Genomic DNA, 16,153 nt, shown 5'->3' with positions numbered 1-16,153 from the left:
CTTCATCCCCCTTACATTAATAGTTCCTACAAAGCTCCTGTAAATCCTCTACAATACGCTCAGTCTCTTCCCATGAAGACGCTGAAGCACCAGAGGCTAAAGGATGTCCTCCACCATTATATTTTTTTGCTAGCTCATTAATAATTGGTCCTTTTGAACGCAAACGCACTCGAATCGTATCGCCTTCTTCAATAAAGATGACCCATGCGCAAATACCTTTTACATTACCTAATGAACCTACTAACAAAGAGGTTTCAGAAGCTGTAACACCGTATTTTTCCAATATATCTTTCGTAATTTTCAACGAAGCTGCACCATTCTCGTCCATTTGAAAGTATTGATAAAAATATCCTTGCAGTTGTAATAAATGTGGCTCCATTTCGTACATACCATCAAACACTTCGTTGCGGTTAAAGTTATATTGAATAAGCTGAGCTGCCGTTTCAAATGTTTTAACTGTTGAACTTGAAAATAAAAATCTCCCTGTATCTCCTACAATACCTGCAAATAATAAGCGAGCTGCCGCGTCTGGGAAAATCCATTCTTTATAAGCCCTGCCCTCTTCGTAAAGCTCATAAATCATTTCGCTTACAGAACTTGCGCTTGTATCAACCCATAGTAAATCGCCATACGAATCATCGTTCGGATGGTGGTCAATTTTTATTAGCATGGCACCTGAAGCGTAGCGCCCATCATCTACACGTTCAGTATTCGCTGTATCCGTTACAATAACTAATGCACCATCAAACATTTCATCAGATACACTATCAGGCTTCGCTAAAAATGTAAGTGATGGATCATGTTCCCCTACAGCGTACACTACTTTCTCTGGATAATTTGCCTGTATTAACTCCTTTAAACCAAACTGTGAGCCATAAGCATCTGGATCCGGGCGCACATGTCGATGGATAATAATTGTATTGTACTGCTCAATTGTGTCGATGATTTGACGTTTCAAGTGTTTTTCCTCCTTATTTCAAGTGAAATCCGTTCGCATTTTTTCATAAAAGTTTGTACAATAGTAACAGCTTTGCTTTACGGGAGGTTCACTATGTTAAATTTAATTTTTGTATTCTTTATCGTCGTATCAATTGTGTTTTATTTTTATTATAAAACAAAACAATTTCGTTCAACACTACCAATACGAAAAAAGTGGTATACGGCAAAAGCTGGCGTTGCACTAGGCATTTTTATCATTGCATTTGGACTAAATGCAACAATCATTTATCCAACAGCAGTTGGCTATAGTGTTGCTGTCGTATTCTTCCTAGTTGGTGCAGGTTTAGCGTATAATAATTACAAACGCGCTAGCCATGAAGGTAAATATGTGCATGAAGAATATGAGCTAAATAAATAGCTTACTCTAAGAGGTTGTCTGAAAAGCAGGTTAGCACCGCTTTTCGGACAACTTTTTTATTAAAATGTTAACCCTTTAAAAGTTTAAAAACACTCATTTTCAAGACAGCCCCATAAATTTCAAACATAAATAAGTGAAGCTGAACTCTATCAAATATGTGTATGAGCTGCTGTCATTTAACGCTCTAAAAGTTGGAATGTCATCATCGCTTTTCCGACTAATAACGTTTCACTGAATACTTCAAAATCCATTTTAACAAATTTCCGACTCATATCTAAAATTCGCGGCTTAACAGTTAGTATGCTTTCCATTTGAACTGGTTTTATGAAATAAATAGTCATATTTTCTGTTATAGCTTCACCACGCTTGCGTTTTTTCAATGCAAAAGTACCTGCTTCAGCAAGAAGCGTCGTAAACGCACCATAGGAAATACCGCCAAATTGATTTGTCATTTGAGGTGTTACTGTAAATTCTACAGCAAGTTCCTCTTCATCAATCATCTTCATCTCATTTTTCACTAAATCGTCAATCGTTTCCCCTTGATGTGGTTGGCGTTGGGCAAGCTGTAATGCCTTTAAGACGTCTTGACGGCTAATTACACCTTGTAAAGTGCCATCATCGTTAATAACGGGTAATAAGTCGATTCCTTCCCAAATCATGCGATGCCCTGCAGATGCAACACTCGTCTTCATCGAGCCAGCAATCGGATTTTTCGTCATCACCTTTTCAATCAGTTCCGTGTCTTCTTTGCCGATAACATCCTTTACTGTAATCATCCCAACGAGCCTTTGTTGGCTTGTTACGACAGGGAAAGCTCCGTGTGAAGTACGTCTGTTTTGCTCCCTAAAATCACGCAATGTTTGATCATTTTGTAAAACCGCTGTATCTTCAATCGGCACATAAATATCCTCAATTAATAAAATATCTTTTTTAATAAGCTGATCGTAAATCGCTCGGTTAATCATCGTTGCAACTGTAAAAGTATCATAGCTTGTTGAAATAATCGGCAAATTCAAATCGTTTGCTAATTGTTTATTGGCATCTGTTGTATCAAAACCACCCGTAATTAATACGGCTGCCCCCGCATTCAAAGCATGTTCATGTGCTTGTGTTCGGTTACCAACAATTAGCAAGCTACCTGCATCTGTATAACGCATCATATCATCCAGCTTCATTGCACCAATGACAAACTTTGTTAATGTTTTATGTAATCCTGTTTTACCACCAAGCACTTGCCCATCTACAATATTAACTATTTCTGCAAACGTTAAGCGCTCAATATTTTCTTTTTTCTTCTTTTCAATACGAATCGTTCCGACACGTTCAATCGAGCTTACAAGACGACGATTTTCCGCTTCTTTAATAGCACGATAAGCAGTCCCCTCACTCACTTGCATTTCCTTTGCAATTTGACGGACTGAAATTTTCTCCCCTACAGGCAGTGATTCAATATACTGCAAAATCTTCTCATGTTTTGTTGACATACAATCACCTATTCCCTACATTCCTTGCTACTAGTGTATCATATTTCCTAACATTGCATACAAAACAAAAAGTGTATTTCATTTGGCTGAAAATTAGTTTTCTATTTATGTATTAGAATGCGTAAAAATTTAGAAAATAAAAATAATTTCATTAATTTTATAACATAGTCCTTTATAGTTTAGTATAATTGACGGGTAGGAGGGATTACTATGTTACATATTAAAAACGCACAAATTCGTACTGGCACAGGGGAAATCATTAATGGAGATTTATTAATTGAAGATGGTAAATTCAAAGAAATTGGTACTATTTCTTCAGTACTAGCAAACATTCCAACAATGGATGCGCAGGGAAAAATTATTACACCAGGCTTAATCGATGTACATACACATCTAGGTGTTCATGCTGAAGGCGTAGGCAAGGCTGGTCATGATTTCAATGAAATAAGCTCTGAATCAACACCTGAAGTAAGCTCATTAGACGGGATTCAACCGCAGGATATCGGTTTTGAGGATGCTAGACGCGCCGGTGTGACAACCGTTCAAATTATGCCAGGTAGCGCAAACGTAATCGGTGGTGAAATGGTCATTGTAAAAACTGCTGCGAAATCTGTTGTTGATGAAATGATTGTTAAAAACCCTTCAGGTCTAAAGGCAGCCACAGGAGAAAATCCTAAAAACACTCATGGCGGCAAAGGAAAGATGCCGACAACACGTATGGGCGTTGCGGGGCGTTTACGCGAAATGCTAATTGCTGGTCAAAATTATTTAGAGCAGCGTGAATCAGGGTTGTGCAACAGAAATTTAGGCTTAGAAAATATCGCTAAAGTTTTAAAAAAGGAAATACCACTTCGCATTCATGCGCATCGTGCAGATGATATTGCAACAGCACTACGCATCAAACGTGAATTTAATATCGAAATGACGATAGAGCATTGTACAGAAGGACATTTAATGGCAGATTTTATCGCACAACATGATATTCGTGTCTCTGTCGGACCAACAATGTCTGCTCGCTCAAAAAATGAAAACTCGAAAAAAGGCTGGCATACGCTTATCGCTTTACGGGAGGCTGGCGTACCATTCTCAATTACGACAGATCATCCGGTTGTTGGCATTACTCATTTATTAACGAGTGCTATTCTTGCAATAAAGCATGGACTGACGGAGGAAGAGGCGCTTGCAGCAATTACAATTAATGCAGCAAAGCATTTAGGTATTGAGTCACAGGTTGGTTCTATCGAAGTTAGCAAAGATGCCGATTTCGTTATTTGGAATGGTGATCCGTTTGATTTACGTACAACAATCCACCAAACTTATATAAACGGCACTGTTGTATATAAATAAAGTGAAGCTTCAATTAGTGGGAATCTCCTTATTTCCTTTGTCGTTGATAAAGGAATACAAACATTCCATTTTGCGGTATAATTGGATATTGAAACTTTAGAAGAACATCAAGGGAAAAAATTAGCGCAAATAGTAGCTTTAGCTTTTGTAAAGGATTGTTTAGTTAATAATATGTTGCCCTATTGGGATTGCATGGAGTCTAACAAGCCTTCAGTTGCAGTTGCAGAGAATATAGGATTCAAAAATATATTTAATTATAAAGGCTATTCTTTTCCATTTGGGTGATTTTCCTCTAGCTAAGAAAAATGGGTACAGCCACTTCCTGGCTATACCCATTTAATTAATCATTTCATCAATTTATGACCTATCAAGTAGAAAATAGCTGAAGACACAAGACCCGCAACAACAACCGAAAGTTGTGGTGCATAAGCATTGACGATTAACGCTACAATTGCTGCTAATGCCCAAGCGATAAATGCAAGAGGTTGCCATTTCTTTGTTTCATCATTTTTTCTTTTCAGTACTAGTTGATCCATAATAATGATTGCTGCGATTGGAGGAACAATTAATCCAAGTAGATTTAACCACGTTTGGAAAGCGTTCCAAATGCCTGTTATAGCGACAATTATACCGATGATACCTAATACAAGTGTTAATGTTCTCATTTTACCGCCAGTCATATGTGACCAGCCAACTGCACCGTTATATAAACAGTGTGTACAACCAACACCTAGATTAATGAAAACAAAAATAATAGCTAGAACTGAAAGCAAAGGACCTGCATCTGCTAAAATTGTAATAAAATCTCCACCAGTAGCTTCAGGATTTAAAACAACCCCAGTTGCTACAATAATAGCTCCAATTACTTCTGCAATGAATTTTGAAATTGGGAAAGCTGTAAATGCTGCTAAAAACCCTTGCTTGCCGTTTTTCGCCCAACGAGTAAAGTCAGCCGTCATTGTACCTGAATCAGTAAAGGTAGCAAAAACCATAGTAACCGCAGCTCCAAATGATAAAGCCCCTACACCTGCTATTGGTTGGAAATTGATAATATCTGTCGAACCATTTTTCATAGAAATATATACAGAAACTATGCCCAATATTAGATACATAGGAGCAGCAATATATCCTAAGATAGTCAACGCCTTAATCCCGATAAACGTAGCTCCAACATAAAGTACGCCACCTAAAATTGTCATTAACAATAAGTTGGCTCCAAATGAGCGGAACATCGTATCACCTGTAAGTCCCACCATTAGTGCGAACCATCCTATTACAACAGTAGAGAGTAATCCTGATACAGCTAAATAACCAAATTGTCCAAAAGTTCTTTTTGCAGAAATGGCGAAGTTCTCCCCTGTTTTTCCTGCAAGGTAGCTTAAGGCTCCAACTATAACACACAATAGCAAGTTACCAGTTAGGATAGCAGCAACACCCATTTTAAATCCGAGCATAGCTGTGACGACCCCACCAATTACCGCGCTAGTTAATACTAAAGGGAAACTATACCAAACTGCAGATACTGAAGAGAATTTTTTACGGTACTCTAAAGGTACAGCGGTATGTTCAAATTCCGGGTCTAATAATGTTTGCTCATTACTTTGGGTTGACATATGTATACACCTCAACTATCTAATGCTATTATTTAAGGTCATATTATCTAAATAAATTCACAATGGAATATAGTCTACTTAACTCGGTAACGCGCTCTCCTCCTTACATCTCTTTTTAAATATAAATATTAAGCAGCTAACAAGCTTACATTTTAAATTTAGTCGTTCACAAATCCGCAATCGGAAATTAAAACGCTTACATGACCCTATACAAGCTATTGTATAGTATTTCCCTCTATTGTCTTTATACAAATAAACCAAAAAAATTGTGTTTACTTAGTCATTATGAACAACAATAATGGATTGAAAAATGCAATATTGTCTACGCTTAACAAGCAATAAAAAGGTTGGGAAGGCTAACAAATAGTGGGGATGAATACCCCGCCAAATTAAGCACTTCCCAACCTTATTCAACTAAACAATAACAATCTATTGCTCTCTTTAATTATAGCTTCACATAATCTCCTGCTTGTAAAATTTGTACCTCTGCCCCTTCTACTAAGTTAGCAAAATACTGTGGATCTTGAACAATTGGTGGGAAGGTATTGTAGTGAATTGGCACAACAATTTTCGGTTTTAATAGCGATACTGCATACGCTGCATCCTCTGGTCCCATCGTAAAGTTGTCACCAATTGGTAAAAAAGCAATATCGATTGGATGGCGCTCACCAATTAGCTTCATATCACCAAATAGTGCTGTATCACCTGCATGGTAAATCGTTAGACCTTCTGCCATAAATAAAATCCCACTTGGCATACCTGTATAAATAATTTCATTGTTTTCCGTTACAAATGATGATCCATGAAAAGCCTGTGTAAATTTCACCTTACCAAAATTAAATTGTTTCGCTCCTCCAATATGCATATTATGGACTTTGACACCTTGCCAGCCAATAAAATCCGCTAATTCATTTGGTGCGACAACTAATGAATCATTTGCTTTCGCAATTTCAACCGTATCGCCAACATGGTCATTGTGACCGTGTGTTAATAAAATAACATCAGGCTTTTGTTCCTCTACTTGTAAATCTGTTGACGCGTTCCCTCGAATAAACGGGTCAATTAAAATTGTTGTATCATTTGTTATAATTTTGACTACAGAATGTCCATGGTAAGATATTTGCATTGATAATGCCCCCTTCAAAAAAATTGTTACATAAAAATATATTCTCTATCTCTGCAATTTTCCCTCTTTTTTTGATATGCTAGTAAAGTGAATACATTCAACTAAACGGAGGTTCTATTGATGAGCAAAATTCAACAATTACAAAATTATTTACAACAGCACAATATTGATGCTGCATTTATTACAACACCTGACAACGTGTTTTATTTTTCAAACTTCAAAAGCAACCCACATGAGCGCTTACTTGGTGTAGTTGTTTTCAAAGATGCGGCACCATTTTTAATTTGTCCACAAATGGAAGTACCCGATGCTAAAGCGGCTGGCTGGGCATATGATGTAATCGGCCATTTAGACACAGAAAATGCATGGGATGTCCTTGCGAAAAAAATCGCAAAAAGTGGCACTACAATTACAAAATTTGCAATTGAGAAATCTCACTTAACAGTAGAGCGTCTAGAAGCTTTGACAAGCTTTTACCCAACAGCATCATTTGAACGTCTTGATGACCAAATTAATGCAATGCGTGTTATTAAAGATGAAGCAGAGCTAGTAAAAATGCGTGAAGCTGCAAAATTAGCAGATTATGCAGTAGAAGTCGGCTGCAAAGAAATTGCTGAGGGCAAAACAGAAATGGAAATTTTAAATGCAATTGAATCAGCTATTAAAGCAAAAGGCTACTCAATGAGCTTTGATACGATGGTATTAGCTGGCGAAAAATCCGCTTCTCCTCACGGCACACCTGGCGATCGCAAAATTAAACGTGGTGACATGATTTTATTTGACTTAGGTGTCATTTATGAAGGCTACTGCTCAGATATTACACGTACGGTTGCTTTTGGAGAAGTAAGTGATGCACAAAAGGAAATTTATAACACTGTACGCGAGGCAAATGAACAGGCAATTGCAGCTGTAAAACCAGGTGTACGCGCATGTGATTTAGATAAAATTTCTCGTGATGTTATTACAGAGGCAGGCTTCGGTGAGTATTTCACACATCGCTTAGGGCATGGCTTAGGTATTTCAGTGCATGAATACCCTTCTGTGACAGGTGCAAACACACTTGCATTACAAGCAGGTATGGTGTTCACAATTGAACCAGGCGTTTATAAATCTGACGTAACAGGTGTACGCATTGAAGATGATGTAGTCGTAACAGAGGACGGCGTTGAAGTGCTAACGAAATTTACGAAAGAGCTAGTGATTTTATAATCAATAAGGCTGATTCACCTTTAGTTCGTAATTAAAAAGTCGAGAATGCTACAAACAGCATTCTCGACTTTTATTATTTCACAGCAACCCAAGCACGTTGCTTTTCAATTTGAACAGCAACAGCTTGCCCGAAAAATTCGCTTAAGCATTCGGCAGTCAGATGTTGCTCACGAGGTCCTTGGGCAAAAATTCGCCCATCCCTCATTAACAATGTATGGCTAAAGCAAGGAAGTATTTCCTCAACATGATGCGTCACATAAAGTAATGTCACTTCGTCTTTATCCGCAATTTGTGCAATTGTCTGTAGTAAATTTTCGCGTTCAATCAAATCTAAGCCTGTACAAGGCTCATCTAAAATAAGTAACATTGGCTTTGCCATTAAAGCACGCGCAATCTGTACTCGTTGACGCTCTCCTTGCGACAAAAATTCAAAGGACGTATTCGCTAAATGGTGGATACCAAATTGCTTAAGTAAGCCTACTGCTTCCTCAATTTCTTCATTAGTAACCGATTCAAATAAACGAATTGCACCAAATTTCCCTGATAAAACAATTTCAATAACTGGGTCTAAACGGTTAAATTGTTCAATCATTGCGGCACTTACCCATCCAATTGATTTACGAACTTCACGCATATCTGTTTTGCCGTAAGTTTCACCTAATACTTGAACAGAGCCTTCATTTGACCAAATATAACCATTTATCACTTTTAGCAATGTTGTTTTACCACTGCCATTTAACCCTAAAATAGCCCAATGCTCTCCGCGCTGTACTTTCCAATTTATATCCTGCAAAATAGTTTTCCCATTACGATATAACAGGAGGTTTTCAATATGAATCATTAAGCTAATGAATTTAATACTTCATCAACAGGCGTGTATGATAAACCTTGATCTAATGCTACCGCTTCATACACAACCTTACCGTCGATTGTATTAATTCCTAATTTTAGAGCAGGATTTTCATTACATGCGCGTACATAGCCTTTATTCGCAATTTGTAGTGCGTAAGGTACTGTATTGTTTGTTAATGCAACAGTTGATGTACGTGGTACAGCACCTGGCATATTCGCTACTGCATAGTGAACGATACCGTGCTTCTCATATGTTGGGTTATCGTGTGTTGTTACACGATCACTCGTTGCAAAAATACCACCTTGGTCAATCGCAATATCAATTACAACTGAGCCTGGTTGCATTGATTTAATCATTTCCTCTGACACAAGCTTCGGTGCTTTAGCGCCTGGAATTAATACCGCACCAATAACTAAATCAGAATTTTTCACTGATTCTGCAATGTTAAATGGATTTGAAATTAATGTTTGCACATCGCGACCAAAAATATCTTCTACTTGACGTAGACGTTCTGGGCTTAAATCGATAACTGTAACATCTGCACCCATACCTACTGCAATTTTAGCAGCATTTGTACCTGCAATACCGCCACCAATTACAGTAACTTTACCGCGTTGTACGCCTGAAACGCCACCTAATAAAATACCTTTACCGCCATTTGTTTTTTCTAAGTATTGCGCACCAATTTGCGTTGCCATTTTACCTGCTACTTCACTCATAGGAGTTAATAATGGTAAAGAACGGTTCGGTAATTGTACTGTTTCATAAGCAATACCTACTACTTTCTTTTCTAGCAATGCAGCCGTTAACTCTGGCTCTGGAGCTAAATGTAAATATGTGAATAAAATTAAACCTTCTGAAAAATAGCCATATTCGCTTGCAATTGGCTCCTTAACTTTCATTACCATTTCTGCATTCCACGCATCAGCGGCTGTTGGCACGATTGCAGCACCTGCTGCCACATAATCAGCATCTGTGAAAGAAGAACCTAATCCAGCACCTGTTTCGATAATAACTTCATGGCCTGCTTGAACTAGTGTAACTACTCCTGCTGGTGTCATAGCGACACGGTTTTCGTTATTTTTTATTTCCTTCGGTACCCCAATTTTCATTAACTTTCTCCTCCTCTTCATTATGGAAAGTAATTGTTCTCAATTACTCTTAAATCCACATTAATTCTATCAATTTTCTTTTAAAAAACAAACTTAATTTTTAAAAAAAGTTATCATAATCATAATTTTGAATTCACTTATTTTTGTTTATTTTCTGAAAATAATTCATCGCCAAAAGTTGTGATTAACAAAGTGAATACATTTTTTCTTAGAGAGATACATGTGCTCATTGCTTGAAATTTCTATAAAAAGCTGAAACAACATGCTATTTTTTTAATTCCTCCCCAAGTTCCACAGATGAAGCTGAGAAATGTATAAAAATAACTCTTTTTGACACAAAAGATTCTTATATTTACCTATTTTACTCTATAAGTATTCTCATAAGTAAAAATTTTGCTATAATATAAGTATACACATGTAAAGGGGAGTTACTTATGGCAAATCATTACCAAAACATCGTAGTAGCAGTAGACGGTTCCAAAGAAGCGGAATATGCGTTCCGCAAATCTCTTGATGTTGCAAAGCGTAATACAGGTTCAACACTTCACTTAGTGAATGTTATTGATACTCGTTCATTTGCAGCAGTGGAAGCTTATGACCGTTCAATCGCAGAACGCGCTCAAAAATTCTCTGAAGAGTTATTAAATGGCTACAAACAACAAGCAATCGATGAAGGCGTTACAAGCGTTAAAACTTTAATTGAATATGGTTCACCAAAGTCAATTATTACAAAAGAATTATCTAAGCTTGTAACTGCGGATTTAATCATTTGTGGTGCTACAGGTTTGAACGCTGTAGAACGTTTCCTAATTGGTTCTGTATCTGAAGCAATCGTTCGTTCTGCAAATTGTGATGTATTAGTAATTCGTACTCCTGAATGATTTTAAAAAGGCTGTCACTTCGATAGTGACAGCCTTTTTATTATGTTCTTCTATTTACTTTCCTTCCACATTTGCACTTTTTCAAAGAACATCGACAGCGCTTGCTTATTCGACATATTTGGCACTTTTGCTAACAGCACTTCACGAGGTGCTCGCAATTCCTTATGCTGCTTTTGTAATATTAATATACTTTTTTCATGTGCTTTTGAAGAGAATAATGTTTCAGGTAATTGAATGACCGCCTGAATCCATGCATTAGCCTTTAAATATTGATGCAGCTTTTTCGCCTCTTCTGCTTCAAAAAGATTAGCTGGAATTAAGAAAAATAAATAGCCGCCATCTTTCGTATATTGAATCGCCTGCTCCATAAATAGGTAATGAGCAAAACTCATCCCTTCCGCAGCACAAAGCTCATAATCAAGCGCTACCTCCTCATTCGGATAATAGCCAACAGGTAAATCACAAACAACCGCATCTACTGGATCAACTAACAGTTTATCTAGTGCATCTTGACGATATAACGTTACTTGCTGTTCAACTAAATCCCCAGTCGCCGCAGCTAAACGAATAAGCAACTCATCCACCTCGATACCAGTTGCTTGAATTTTACCTTCCTGTGCATTCATCATCGTGTACAGTAAATTTCCTGTACCCACCGCTAAATCAAGTATAGATATTGCCCCTTGTGCCAATTCTTTTTCGAAAAATTGCTCAACGAAATAGCTAACCAAAAGCCCTAATGAATCTGGTGTCATTTGGTGATTTGGTTGAGAGCCTTTGCGCATCCCTTTTAGTATTGCGATTTGAATCGCTTTACGCATTTCTTCTTTCGTAGCTCCTTCTACATGCCAAGAAAACTCTCCATCCAGCGTATCCTCTAAAGTGCTAAGAAGGGCTTCTAAATACGTTTGCTCATGCTTTTCTTCACGCTTCTCTGCCTCACCATTTATATGCATAAAAATTTGTTCAAACTTTTCCATAAGCAATCCTCTCTGCGATTAACTTTAATGCCTTTTTTCATTATGAAGGGAAACAACCCACTCAGCAAATTGAGTGGGCTGTTTTTATTAAGATGGTTATTTAGTTAACGCTTTTACAGCTTCAATCGCTGCTTCATAGTTTGGATGATTTGTAGCTTCTGGAACATATTCAACATATGTTACTGTGCCCTCTGCATCTACTACGAAAACCGCACGTGTTAATAGGCGTAATTCTTTAATATGTACGCCATACGCTTCACCAAACGATGCATCACGGTGATCAGATACAGTTTGTACTGCTTCAATGCCCGCTGCACCACACCAGCGTTTTTGAGCGAATGGTAAATCCATCGATACAGTGTAAATTACAACATTTTCACCTAGCTCTGCTGCCGCTTCATTAAATCTGCGTGTTTGTGCATCACATACACCTGTATCAAGTGAAGGTACAACTGAGAATAAACGAATTTTCCCTTCAGAATCTTTTAAAGTTACTGGTGATAAATCATTTGCCAAAACTGTGAAATCTGGTGCTTTGTCACCAACCTTCACTTCATTACCTAATAATGTTACTGGACCATTTTTAAATGTTACTTGTGCCACGAAAAACGCCTCCTTTGTTGTGCCTTAATTTTACTAAATAACTAGCAAGCTTTGCAACTTGTACAGCTTGTAAAAAATTTTCTACCTAAATCATGTATTCGATTTCTTTTTGTTGTAGAGGCACTGATTGAATTTTTTGCTCGGTATAAGCTCCTTCATGTACAACAATCGTATCTGCAATATAATCCAGCAAGCCTTGATTTTTCGGTGCAAAGGCAACAATCAAATATGGTAAGTAAAAAATCGTATTGCTCATAAAGCGACCGATAATTTCACGAAACAAAACTGTAAGCCAATCAAGTTGCTGTCCATCCGTTCGCACAACACGCAATCCGAAAATCATTTTACCAACAGTTTGCTGCCAAAACTTTGTCATTATAGCAAAATAACTATAATATACGATAGTTGAAATGATAGCAAGCGGTGCGTACCACGGTGTTTTCATTAAACTCCAATCCATAAAATAAAAAATTGGATTTATCACAATACCTATTGCTGCACTTACTATGAGTCCATCAATGATGAATGCCCATAATCGCACCCAAAATCCCGCAGTCTTTTGCACATATTGAGTTGTTGGTGGGATAACTGTTTGCCCGTATTCCATTAATACCCCTCCTTAGAAATCACCATATAAGTACATAGCGCGCGGCGCATTATGTGTTGTTAAAACGCGTGTTAAAAAGCGCTCTTCCACAGATGGTCCAAACATCGAACCAACTTTCATGCCAAATAATGCAGCAAAGCTCTCATCCTGTTTGGCATATTCAAATAATTCCGCATCCTCTAAACTAAAGTCAGCACGAATCGCTGCAATCGTATCATCCAAAGTGCCAATTTCATCCACTAAACCTGCTTTTAATGCTTGTGAACCACCTAAAATACGTCCGTCAGCTACTTTCTTCACATCTGCTTCTGACATACCACGACCTGCCTCTACAACATCGACAAATTCCTCATACATTTCATCAATCATTTCTTGTAGCATTGCACGTTCTTCTGGAGAAGTCTCACGTGAACCACCGAACATATCTTTATGTGGACCTGATTTAATTGTTTCAAACTTCACACCTAGCTTTTCTGCTAACTCTGAGTAATTAATACCTTGCATAATCACACCAATTGAACCGGTGATTGTTTCTTTTAAAGCAAATATTTTATCGCTTGGTGCCGCAATGTAATACCCGCCTGATGCCGCCATTGTGCCCATTGACACATATATCGGAATTTGACGTTGCTCTTTTATTTCAAGTAGCTTCTTATGAATCTCTGCCGATTCTATCACACCGCCACCAGGGGAATTGACCGCTAGCACAACTGCTTGCACAGATTCATCCATTAAAATTGTATCAAGCTGCTGCATAAACATTTGGTGGTCATATTCCACTTGTGTCCAGCCATTTCCAGATCCTAAATCTTGAATTGTCCCACTCACTGTTAAAAGCGCAATTCGCTTATCCCAATCCCCAGGCTCCACAACATTTTCATTGACTACTACCGCCCCCGACATTGGAAGCATCGTATCAAATGAATTTAAAAAATCCGTTTTAAACAGGGCCAAAATTGCATTTAACCCGATTGAAAACACTAATAATACTGTCGCAGCTATTAAAGCTACCCATCTTTTCGTATTCATTTCTTTACTCCTTTTTATGTTATTCATCACTCTATAGCATAAAGGTATTTTGCATATTATGCCAATGTTATTTCCGTTATTTCACATCAATGACATCTAGGCTCTTTCTAATCTATATAAAAATTTTGCCGTCTATGCCTTTTTTTGAAGTGAGATTAAACATGATGATATGTACGTTATTTTATACGTTTAAACCTATTAAAAGTTTCGAAAATTATTATATTAATCTAGCTATAGAATATTTTAGAAAGTATGAAAGGAGTGTGGAAAAACAGGCCCAGCCTATTTTCCATCACCCCTTTCTTTTTATACTATTTCACCTAAAAATAATTATTATAAGGATTTACTTTGTTCATTATTGCGTAATGCTACACGTCGAATTTTACCGGATGCAGTTTTTGGTAATTCATCTAAAAATTCAATAGCGCGTGGGTATTTATATGGTGCGGTTAATGCTTTTACATGCTCTTGTAGCTCCGTCACAATTGTAGGACTATCTTTCATATTTGAATCGCGCAACACTACAAAGGCTTTTACAATGCTTCCACGTACAGCATCTGGACTAGCGACTACTGCACATTCACGTACCGCAGGATGCTTCACTAAAGCATCCTCTACCTCAAATGGCCCAATTGTATAGCCTGACGAAATAATAATATCATCATTGCGTCCTTGGAACCAAAAATAGCCGTCCTCATCCTTGTATGCTTGATCTCCTGTAATGAACCATTCACCTCGGAACTGCATTTGCGTACGCTCTACATCTTTATAATAACCTTTGAATAGAGCAGGTGTTGATTTGTGCACTGCAATATCCCCTACTATTCCATCAGCTACTACCTCACCGTACTCATCAACAATTTCCACAATATTTCCTGGTGTTGGTTTGCCCATTGAGCCAGGGCGAGATTCCGTACCGAATAATGTACCTACTAATAATGTATTTTCAGTTTGACCATAGCCATCGCGAACTTGAACATTGAATTCTCGTTTAAATGTTTCGATTACTTCTCGATTTAACGGCTCACCTGCTGAAACAGCGCTTCGTAATTTTTCCAATTTATAATCGCTTAAATTTTCTGCCTTTGCTATCATTCGATATTCTGTTGGTGTACAGCATAACACATTGACACCGACATCTTGTAGCAATGTTAAATATTTTGCCGTATCAAATTTCCCAGTATAAACAAAAGCAGTAGCCCCACTGCCGAGCGTTGCTAAAAACGGACTCCAAATCCACTTTTGCCATCCTGGTGCCGCAGTTGCCCATACAATGTCTCCTTCATGTACACCTAACCAGCTATTTGCAGTTGTACGTAAATGCGCATAGCCCCAGCTATGATGATGAACTGCCCCTTTTGGGTTACCTGTCGTTCCACTTGTATATGCTAAAAATGCCATATCAGTAGATAAAGTTACTGGCGCATCAAATTGAGTTGAAGCTGAGCTTATTTCTTTAATAAAAGGTATCCAAGGCTCCTTCGCATCACCAACTACAAATAACGCTAACCCATCTAAATATTGTACTTCATCAAGCTCAGCAATATAGTTTTTATTTGCCACAATTGCCTTTGCTTCTGCATGTTCTATGCGGTAATCAATATCCTTTGCACGCAGTAGCTCTGAGCTTGGTATAATAATTAATCCCGCTTTCAAAGCACCTATATATGTTATGTAAGCCTCAATTGAACGAGGTAGCATGACAAGAATGACATCGCCTTTTTGTAAGCCATTCGCAAAAAATACATTCGCTACTTGATTTGCCCTAGCAATTAGCTCAACATATGTAATTTCTTCTTTCTGTCCATCTTCATGTTGAACAATTAACGCTTTTTTATCTCCTACAGCATGCTGTTCAATTTCATCCACTATATTATAAGTATCAGGTGCCATTAAATCTTCTCGTTTCATCAAAACCACTCCTTTTCTAATTAACATATTAACTACTTTAG

At 37.7% G+C, this 16,153-nt stretch carries 15 protein-coding genes and 1 pseudogene; 5 read left to right on the top strand and 11 right to left on the bottom strand.

Annotated features, from left to right (window positions below; translation table 11 throughout):
- Window positions 1-16: 16 nt before the first annotated feature.
- On the bottom strand, window positions 17-958 hold the full coding sequence (locus tag TY13_RS09170; RefSeq protein WP_042474664.1) for a DHH family phosphoesterase: 942 nt from the start codon (window positions 956-958) through the stop codon (window positions 17-19).
- Between the two features lie 93 nt (window positions 959-1,051).
- On the opposite strand from TY13_RS09170, the gene TY13_RS09165 reads away from it, so the two are divergent.
- On the top strand, window positions 1,052-1,357 hold the full coding sequence (locus TY13_RS09165) for a YtpI family protein (RefSeq protein ID WP_042474662.1): 306 nt from the start codon (window positions 1,052-1,054) through the stop codon (window positions 1,355-1,357).
- A 176-nt stretch (window positions 1,358-1,533) separates the two neighbouring features.
- Here the strand turns inward: TY13_RS09165 and TY13_RS09160 are convergent, their stop codons facing one another.
- Window positions 1,534-2,841: a DRTGG domain-containing protein gene (locus TY13_RS09160; RefSeq protein ID WP_042474659.1), complete on the bottom strand. Its 1,308-nt coding sequence runs from the start codon at window positions 2,839-2,841 to the stop codon at window positions 1,534-1,536.
- A gap of 210 nt (window positions 2,842-3,051) precedes the next feature.
- Here TY13_RS09160 and TY13_RS09155 point away from each other — a divergent pair, with 210 nt between their 5' ends.
- Window positions 3,052-4,188, top strand: coding sequence for an amidohydrolase (locus TY13_RS09155; RefSeq protein ID WP_042474657.1), 1,137 nt, complete (start codon window positions 3,052-3,054; stop codon window positions 4,186-4,188).
- An 81-nt stretch (window positions 4,189-4,269) separates the two neighbouring features.
- Window positions 4,270-4,473: pseudogene (locus tag TY13_RS09150) on the top strand (GNAT family N-acetyltransferase); the annotation flags it as partial.
- Between the two features lie 59 nt (window positions 4,474-4,532).
- Here TY13_RS09150 and TY13_RS09145 read toward each other — a convergent pair.
- Together TY13_RS09145 and TY13_RS09140 are read right to left on the bottom strand one after the other, a co-directional pair.
- Window positions 4,533-5,801 carry a cytosine permease gene (locus TY13_RS09145; RefSeq protein ID WP_042474651.1) on the bottom strand — a complete coding sequence of 423 codons (1,269 nt, stop codon included), beginning with the start codon at window positions 5,799-5,801 and terminating at the stop codon, window positions 4,533-4,535.
- A gap of 445 nt (window positions 5,802-6,246) precedes the next feature.
- Window positions 6,247-6,927 carry a metal-dependent hydrolase gene (locus TY13_RS09140; RefSeq protein WP_042474648.1) on the bottom strand — a complete coding sequence of 227 codons (681 nt, stop codon included), beginning with the start codon at window positions 6,925-6,927 and terminating at the stop codon, window positions 6,247-6,249.
- Between the two features lie 120 nt (window positions 6,928-7,047).
- Between TY13_RS09140 and TY13_RS09135 the strand changes: the two genes are divergently transcribed.
- Entirely contained in the window at window positions 7,048-8,136 is a 1,089-nt protein-coding gene (locus tag TY13_RS09135) for a M24 family metallopeptidase (RefSeq protein WP_042474646.1), read from the top strand.
- 73 nt (window positions 8,137-8,209) lie between these two features.
- Here the strand turns inward: TY13_RS09135 and TY13_RS09130 are convergent, their stop codons facing one another.
- A complete protein-coding gene (locus TY13_RS09130; protein WP_042474644.1) occupies window positions 8,210-8,977 on the bottom strand; it encodes an ABC transporter ATP-binding protein in 768 nt (255 codons plus the stop codon).
- On the bottom strand, window positions 8,977-10,101 hold the full coding sequence (ald, locus tag TY13_RS09125) for an alanine dehydrogenase (RefSeq protein WP_042474641.1): 1,125 nt from the start codon (window positions 10,099-10,101) through the stop codon (window positions 8,977-8,979). Before ald ends, TY13_RS09130 begins: the two co-directional genes overlap by 1 nt.
- Window positions 10,102-10,535: 434 nt before the next feature.
- Between ald and TY13_RS09120 the strand changes: the two genes are divergently transcribed.
- A complete protein-coding gene (locus TY13_RS09120; RefSeq protein ID WP_042474639.1) occupies window positions 10,536-10,982 on the top strand; it encodes a universal stress protein in 447 nt (148 codons plus the stop codon).
- 50 nt (window positions 10,983-11,032) lie between these two features.
- Here the strand turns inward: TY13_RS09120 and TY13_RS09115 are convergent, their stop codons facing one another.
- From TY13_RS09115 to mbcS, 5 genes are all read right to left on the bottom strand, one after another.
- Window positions 11,033-11,962: a class I SAM-dependent methyltransferase gene (locus tag TY13_RS09115; RefSeq protein ID WP_042474636.1), complete on the bottom strand. Its 930-nt coding sequence runs from the start codon at window positions 11,960-11,962 to the stop codon at window positions 11,033-11,035.
- Window positions 11,963-12,058: 96 nt separating this feature from the next.
- The gene (tpx, locus tag TY13_RS09110) at window positions 12,059-12,565 is read right to left on the bottom strand and encodes a thiol peroxidase (protein ID WP_042474634.1); all 507 of its coding nucleotides are present in this window, start codon (window positions 12,563-12,565) and stop codon (window positions 12,059-12,061) included.
- Window positions 12,566-12,650: 85 nt separating this feature from the next.
- On the bottom strand, window positions 12,651-13,172 hold the full coding sequence (locus TY13_RS09105; protein WP_042474632.1) for an RDD family protein: 522 nt from the start codon (window positions 13,170-13,172) through the stop codon (window positions 12,651-12,653).
- Between the two features lie 12 nt (window positions 13,173-13,184).
- Complete coding sequence (gene sppA, locus TY13_RS09100; RefSeq protein WP_042474629.1) at window positions 13,185-14,201, bottom strand: signal peptide peptidase SppA; 1,017 nt, start codon at window positions 14,199-14,201, stop codon at window positions 13,185-13,187.
- A gap of 333 nt (window positions 14,202-14,534) precedes the next feature.
- Window positions 14,535-16,112: an acyl-CoA synthetase MbcS gene (mbcS, locus tag TY13_RS09095; RefSeq protein WP_042474625.1), complete on the bottom strand. Its 1,578-nt coding sequence runs from the start codon at window positions 16,110-16,112 to the stop codon at window positions 14,535-14,537.
- Window positions 16,113-16,153: the final 41 nt, after the last annotated feature.

The sequence above is a fragment of the Bacillus ndiopicus genome (assembly GCF_000612805.1).
Classification (GTDB): domain Bacteria; phylum Bacillota; class Bacilli; order Bacillales_A; family Planococcaceae; genus Metasolibacillus; species Metasolibacillus ndiopicus.
The sequence above is the reverse complement of the archived record's forward strand: the minus strand, read 5'-3'. Positions and strand labels throughout refer to the sequence as shown.

Excerpts from the sequence above, each read along its gene's own strand:
- TY13_RS09165 (WP_042474662.1), top strand. The coding sequence starts at position 1,052 with ATGTTAAATTTAATTTTTGTATTCTTTATCGTCGTATCAATTGTGTTT.
- TY13_RS09160 (WP_042474659.1), bottom strand. The coding sequence starts at position 2,841 with ATGTCAACAAAACATGAGAAGATTTTGCAGTATATTGAATCACTGCCT.
- TY13_RS09140 (WP_042474648.1), bottom strand. The coding sequence starts at position 6,927 with ATGCAAATATCTTACCATGGACATTCTGTAGTCAAAATTATAACAAAT.
- TY13_RS09120 (WP_042474639.1), top strand. The coding sequence starts at position 10,536 with ATGGCAAATCATTACCAAAACATCGTAGTAGCAGTAGACGGTTCCAAA.
- TY13_RS09105 (WP_042474632.1), bottom strand. The coding sequence starts at position 13,172 with ATGGAATACGGGCAAACAGTTATCCCACCAACAACTCAATATGTGCAA.
- TY13_RS09115 (WP_042474636.1), bottom strand. The coding sequence starts at position 11,962 with ATGGAAAAGTTTGAACAAATTTTTATGCATATAAATGGTGAGGCAGAG.
- sppA (WP_042474629.1), bottom strand. The coding sequence starts at position 14,201 with ATGAATACGAAAAGATGGGTAGCTTTAATAGCTGCGACAGTATTATTA.
- ald (WP_042474641.1), bottom strand. The coding sequence starts at position 10,101 with ATGAAAATTGGGGTACCGAAGGAAATAAAAAATAACGAAAACCGTGTC.
- TY13_RS09155 (WP_042474657.1), top strand. The coding sequence starts at position 3,052 with ATGTTACATATTAAAAACGCACAAATTCGTACTGGCACAGGGGAAATC.
- mbcS (WP_042474625.1), bottom strand. The coding sequence starts at position 16,112 with ATGAAACGAGAAGATTTAATGGCACCTGATACTTATAATATAGTGGAT.
- TY13_RS09145 (WP_042474651.1), bottom strand. The coding sequence starts at position 5,801 with ATGTCAACCCAAAGTAATGAGCAAACATTATTAGACCCGGAATTTGAA.
- TY13_RS09130 (WP_042474644.1), bottom strand. The coding sequence starts at position 8,977 with ATGATTCATATTGAAAACCTCCTGTTATATCGTAATGGGAAAACTATT.
- TY13_RS09135 (WP_042474646.1), top strand. The coding sequence starts at position 7,048 with ATGAGCAAAATTCAACAATTACAAAATTATTTACAACAGCACAATATT.